The organism is uncultured Mucilaginibacter sp., from assembly GCF_903913935.1.
Lineage (GTDB): Bacteria > Bacteroidota > Bacteroidia > Sphingobacteriales > Sphingobacteriaceae > Mucilaginibacter.
In genome coordinates this window covers 1-6,056 of record NZ_CAIWNH010000367.1, presented here as the reverse complement: position 1 = coordinate 6,056, position 6,056 = coordinate 1, and the positions used below count along the sequence as shown (strand labels likewise).

Here is a 6,056-nt window from a genome sequence, read left to right as displayed (position 1 = left end):
GGACTGGCAAAATACGCAGCCACATACCCTGACCGAAGATAGCCTTGTACGCGGCAGCAAGCAATATGAATTGACCAACCACCTGGGTAATGTGCTTGCCACCATATCAGACAGGAAGATACAAGCCACAACGCCCCAGCCCGGCACCTCGGGCATAGCAGCCGATCTGTTATCAGCCACGGATTATTATGCGTTTGGAATGCAGATGCCGGGCAGAAATTTTAGCGGTGGAAGCTACAGGTTTGGGTTTAACGGGAAGGAAAATGATAATGAGGTGAAGGGGGATGGTAATGAGCAGGATTATGGGATGCGGATTTATGACCCGAGGTTGGGGAGGTTTTTATCGGTTGACCCGCTGACTAAAAAATACCCTGAATTAACTCCTTATCAATTTGCAAGCAACATGCCAATATCCGCTTCTGATTTAGATGGGTTGGAATCTCTTATTCGGACAGATTATTATAACCTAAGTGGCAAACTTTATAAAACGGAAATTGACGTGCCGGCAAAAAACGAACGGGGACAAGAAGGGATACAGGTACGGGAGGTTCGTGATTTCATTCACAACCTGCCTGATAATAAAAACGAAATAATAGCCATCGAATCAAAAAGCATTTTTATAAAATCAGTTGAAACAGAAGGCCATAAGGACGTAAAAGATGCTACAGGTTGGTTCGAAAAAGTTGGGTACTCGCTTGAAAGCAAGATGCGTGGGAAAAGTGTAGATTCCTGGTCGGGCGTAAACGGAATGGAAAACGCCAGCGCAGGACTTAATAGGCTCGCCACCGTATTCGGAGAAACTGGAGTTGGGGAACCAATTAGTTGGGGTTTAGAGGGTATTGCTGGGCTAATAACAACTATTCATGATTTTTCAGAATATTCAGCGTCAAAAGCTGGTACAATGTTGATCATGAATGCGACTTCCGCTGCGGCTTCGCACGGAATTGATAAAGTACCAAATTTAAAAAGGGTATTCAAAGAGGCTTATAAAAAAGGCATTGAAAAAGTTAATGAAGACGTCAACGATAAAATTAAAGACAAACCCGAAAATAAAGACGATAAAGCACATTATCACCTTAACGAAAACGGACATGGTTATGACCAGGATAAAAAGACCCCGTCTACCCGCAATCCGTAGACTTTTACTACGGATTAGCTATGCCTGTAGTTTTTAACTACAGAACAAGTATGGCTTGACAAAAGAGCGCCCAAGCTTTATTAAAAACAGACATTAATTGTTGTCAGATAATTCCGGTATAAAGTGCGATTTTGCAGTTCCAAACGCACTAAACCGGAGAACAGAATTTAAAGTGATTACGAATTGAGTTTGTAACATAAGGCATCAACAAACTGCTACTTTGAATTAGCCATTACAGGGAATTTTATGCTTTTTTTGAAAAATTTGTATAATACTTTGCCGTTTCAGCAGGCTCTCTCACAGAGGACCCTGCGTCTTCCGTAAAGTAATACAGGGCATGGTCCTCTGCGAGAGAATCTGCGGGGACTGAAGAGTGTCTGTTTTTGCATCTCCTTAAATACTAAATTTCAAAATCATTTGTCCTTTTTAACATGCTTAAGTGTATACAGCATTGCTTCGGTTGGGGAAATAAACCCAATATTTAATTTAACTGTAAAATCTTTGGAAGGTGAAAAAGGGTAGCAAAACGTTAACTCTAAGGGCATTTCAGCATATTCCTTATCTTTTCCGGCATTTACAGCAGCAGGAAACCAGGTGGTTATTTTTCTGTTTGGGTAATTGGGATCGTTATACCAGGATTCCTCCTCCATATTGAAGCTGCAACAATCAAATTTCATTTGGTTGATTAATTTTGAAACTTCGTGGTACTTATTCAACGCTTCTGTGCTGTCCGGCGTTGCAATAAGCGTTGTCTTCCGATATTTTCTTTCAATAGAGCCTTCAGCCTCTATCGTTGCAAATAGATAGCCAGGTAAGTTCTCGTTAGAAATCCATGCAGGAAAACTAAAATCATCCCTTATTTTAGTTCCCATAATATTTCTAAAGTCACCGGGATAAAAACTAATGATCTGATTTAATACGCTACTAAAACCAGTTTTCGCGTTGGGTTGTTTTAGGGCAGTAATCGTTAGTTTTTTATCAGCGATTAACTTCCCTTCATACGTGAAAACTTTTACTTTAATAATGTTGGGTGATGAAAAAGGCAGTTTCCGCAAATATGAACGGGAGTTTGGAGGTACGTCAACAATTTGCCTTGTCACGTATTGTTCGACAGTATCCCGGGATACTTCATAGTATTTAAATACCAGCTTATTGGTGCTAAACGGAACATCAGTGCTATAAAGTAACATGGTTACTATCCTGCCCGCATCGTCAATATTAAAAACACTGTCCTGCCCCACAATTTTAGTACTGGTGACAGAATCACAGAATATCAATTTTTGAGAAAATGTTTTTGATAAGCCTGCTGTTGTCATAAATAGCGCCAAGGCAACGCAGAATTTAATTAGTTTTTTCATTATTATTTCATTTTATTGAACAAAGCCAATTGGATTTTATAAATGGGAATTAGATTTTAAGAACAAAAGAAAACCAATCGTCGACAGTTCTTTCCCTCAAATCCTTTCTTTATTCGTTTGTACCCTTTAAAGACGTTATGGTTTTTCTGTATTCTGCTGCGTGAACAGCTTACCCCAAAAAATAGTTAGTAATAATCCGCTACGTAATATTCGCTTCCTTCTGTTGTTTTACCTTTGATAATATAATAACCCGAATGCTGATTATCATGATACAAAACTGCTTCCCAGTCATTATCTTTCCAGTATAACCCATCAGGTAAAGGGTCAAAAGAAATGGTATTTTGATAATGGCAGAAAATTTTAGATGAATCCGGGTAGTAAACGCCGGTAAAGCTTATTTTTCTGCTATATTTAGTATCATCGGTAAAAGTCATTACTTCTTCCTGCGTACCGTTTAAACTAAAATCGTTAAAATAGTACTTGACAGTTATATCAATGGTCACTTTTTGACCATTGGCTATAATTTCTTCCCAGCCTTTAAATGTTACCCTGCTGAAGGATTGCTCCGACTCTTTTTTTATCCTGGCTGACTGTTCGGGCCTGTGCATTTCATCGTCAAACCATTCGCCGCTGTAGTCTAAGTTTCCATCCTTATCAAAAAGGTCGCCTTTGCCAATTCGTTTGCCATCGGTAAAGTTCCCCTTATATTTATCGCCGTTACTATATATATGTATGCCGTAGCCGGTATATTTTCCGTTGACGATAGCCCCTTCGTACGACGCGTTATTTAAATATTGAATATATCCGTTGCCGGTCAGTTCGTTTCCCTTTGAAAAGGTGCCGATAAATTTTTTCCCATTAGGATAACTGCGTAAACCCTGTCCATCCCGTAATGACTCAATAATTCCACCATAATAAAAGTCATTATCACCATAGTTGAACAACCCTGTTCCCGACCATAGTTTACTATGTTTCCAGATCCCGGTTGATTTTTTCCCGTCTTTAAATAGCAGTGTACCATTGCCTTCCAAAAAACCTGCTTTTATTTCGCCGGTATAAATTGAACCCTCCGTGAACGTGATAGTGCCTTTTCCATCCATTTTCCCGTCCTTAAAGCTGCCCGTATATCTGAATGAGTTTTTTACGATCATTGTTCCGCTGCCATTATACTTACCGTCCCGGAAACTGCCTTTATAGGTGACCTGCTGTCCTTGTTCAACGCCTTCAAAAGTGCCTATGCCATTATCGCAGTTACCGGTTATGCATTTACCACCATCTGGCAGAGCGGCTGCTTTCTTTTCATTATTCGCGGCATTAGCTGTAACATATTTTGTGCCTCCTGGGCAAAAAGTTGTCTTGATCCGCTCTCCACTAATGTCCGCTACCCATAATTGGGAGTTATTACTCGGAATACAATCAACCATGCCATCTGATATCTTAAAGTAGCTCAGTCCATCCGGAAACGGAGGAAGATAGGTGATCTTTGTACCGAATATGTAAAGCACATATAAGCTTGCCGGTATATTGGGCAAACTCGTGATCGGCGAATAATTTGCAGTAAGGTCGGTAAATCCTTCCGGTAAACGCGGCAAAGATGTTAGTCCGGATTTTTCGCACCAAAGTTTTTGTAAAGAAGATGGCAAAGCTGGGAGGGATGTAAGCGGGCACTCATTCATTTCAAGAATTTGGAGCGAAGGAGGTAACGAATTTAATCTGTTAAGCCCGGTATAGCCTATCCATAATGTTTTTATTAAAGCCGGTAAAGCCGGCAGCGATTTAATATTTCTATTATTTCTCAAATTGAGTTCAGTTAAAGCGGTGAATCCTTGAATACCTTCAATACTTTCAATACCTGCATTCTGAACATCAAGTATTTCTATACTCTTTGCCGGAGGCAAAAGGTTGTTATTCTCATCAATACAGGTGGCGTACTTGCTCCGTATGGCATCGGCAAAATGGCTGTCGGGGATGTGCTGTGCCCTTACTGTAAAACAAAAAAGCAGAATTGCTAAAAAAGTTGTACTAATCGTTTTCATATTCATTTTTTTTGAAATGGTTGCTTTGTTAAAAAGCTCTTAATCAATGATTATACTGCTGGTAACATGAATAGTTGGTTTATCTTGATACGTAAACCCGCCTGGCTTAATCCATTTATCCTCTTTATCGTATATCCACTCGTCGATATTATTGCAATCTTCGGTTTCACAATCATGCCAGTATCCCTTGCTTATCATAAATTCATCATTAAAATCTCCTCCATACACAGCGTATACTTTTTGTTTCACTTCATCTAAGCTCAAATACTTATTCGCATAAACGATAATTGGGGAAACAAAGAATTCGTTGATATTAAAGTCATTATTAACACTATCTTTTTTAAATGTATTTATGTCGCCATATATAATATATACATACCTCTTTTTGCCTTTGATCCTGTTATTGTACTGTTCCTGATATTCATCCTTTACCCTCTGTTCTTCCGCCAATATCCGCTGGTTCAGCATTTCCGTTGTTTCTGCTTTTATTTCTTCGTCAATTTGTTTATTGCTATGGTAGCTATCAAATACCTGTTGTTTGTTACCGGTTATATTCATCTGGAAATAATATTCATCGTTTCCGTGCATGAAGCGTAAACACAAATTCCCTTTTGGATCAAAGTGCGCAGGTAAAAAATCATTTGGTTTAGCGGCATATAATTTGGCTGCTTCCAGGTCATTCAGTCTGTTAGACAGAATATTCATATTGACAGCATAAACTTGACTTTCATACGAGGATTTATCAGTCCTCAAACGTAGTACCTCGTCCTCCTTTTCAAGGGTTTGTTTTGCTTCCTGTACGTCTCCAACAAGGAACTGTATACCTGCCTTTGCTTCCAGCATGCGGCATACCAACGCTTTTTGATTTTCTTCCTTCTGGGCCCTGTTGCCATAGAGATAATCGCTTTTAGGATAAATGATGCCCTTATTCTGTATAATTTCCTTATACTCTACATTTATATCATGGTCCAGAAGGTTTTCTGCTTTCCTCAGGTCAGCGCCCGATGTGTTGAGTTTATTGTAGGGGTTCAGTAAAAAAGTAAAGGCATAATTTATTCCTGTAGGCAGGTATTGGTCATCTTTGCTGTCCCAAAGGCGCTGGTAAATGGCAATGATGGTATCAATGTGGGTATTTATACCATTTTCCCGGTTCTTCCTTTCATATTCTTCCATTTTCATTTTATCCGTGTACAGGTTATTTACCTTAAGCTCGTACCAGGATTCGGCGGTGTGTTGGTCTTCGAGCCAGTTGGCATAAAAATCTTGGAGGTCATCATAAACCTGTAGCAAATCATCCCCTTTAATCTTTTTGGTCATTGTAAGTAACAGCGCGAGTAATTCGGTTGTATCTTTTTTTTGCCGCAGTATTTTTTCAAGGCTGACATAGGCTTCATAGTTAGCGGGGGCTGCCTTTATTTTCTCCTTTAGTAGTGCAATACCCCCAATTTTATCTGTTTGGGTGAGTGGTATATCAATTAGGCCTTGCCGGGCAGTTTTATTGGAGGGGTCGGCAAGAATTATTTG

General features: G+C 39.5%; 4 protein-coding genes. 1 reads left to right on the top strand and 3 read right to left on the bottom strand.

The features are described from left to right. The coding region (locus QZY09_RS14620; RefSeq protein ID WP_295673544.1) for an RHS repeat-associated core domain-containing protein at positions 1–1,138 on the top strand (1,138 nt) is incomplete at its 5' end. Between the two features lie 413 nt (positions 1,139–1,551). Here the strand turns inward: QZY09_RS14620 and QZY09_RS14615 are convergent. From QZY09_RS14615 to QZY09_RS14605, 3 genes are all read right to left on the bottom strand, one after another. Then, the gene (locus QZY09_RS14615; protein WP_295673542.1) at positions 1,552–2,496 is read right to left on the bottom strand and encodes a hypothetical protein; all 945 of its coding nucleotides are present in this window, start codon (positions 2,494–2,496) and stop codon (positions 1,552–1,554) included. 185 nt (positions 2,497–2,681) lie between these two features. Further along, positions 2,682–4,532, bottom strand: a complete 1,851-nt coding sequence (locus QZY09_RS14610) for a hypothetical protein (RefSeq protein ID WP_295673540.1) — start codon at positions 4,530–4,532, stop codon at positions 2,682–2,684. 39 nt (positions 4,533–4,571) lie between these two features. Further along, the coding region (locus QZY09_RS14605; RefSeq protein ID WP_295673538.1) for a hypothetical protein at positions 4,572–6,056 on the bottom strand (1,485 nt) is incomplete at its 5' end.